This window comes from Xanthomonas codiaei (genome assembly GCF_002939785.1).
In the GTDB taxonomy this organism is placed as follows: Bacteria; Pseudomonadota; Gammaproteobacteria; order Xanthomonadales; family Xanthomonadaceae; genus Xanthomonas; species Xanthomonas codiaei.
The window spans coordinates 1-285 of record NZ_MDEC01000100.1; the positions used below are offsets into that span (position 1 = coordinate 1).

Annotated in this window: 1 protein-coding gene; it reads right to left on the reverse strand. The window is 60.7% G+C overall.

Features of this window, described 5'->3' with window-relative positions:
* On the reverse strand, positions 1 to 285 hold a 285-nt coding region (locus XcodCFBP4690_RS22210), incomplete at both ends, for a transposase (RefSeq protein WP_146092055.1).

Genomic DNA, 285 nt, shown 5'->3' on the forward strand with positions numbered 1-285 from the left:
TTTGACAGCGCAAACAAGGTCAGCACCTGTGCCGTGTTCTTGGCCAGACCTCGATAGCGGACCTTGGTGTAGCCAAACTGGCGCTTGATCACCCGGAATGGATGCTCCACCTTCGCGCGCACGCTGGCCTTGAAGTGTTCCCAACGCTGTTCCCGTGCACGCTCGCGTGTGTTGCCGATGCTCCGCATCGTCGAGGGCCTGGCGGCGATGAAGAATACTGCTTGGCAGTCCCGCAGTTCTTGGCGTTTGTCCGCCCCGGTATAGCCACTGTCGCCGAACACGCTG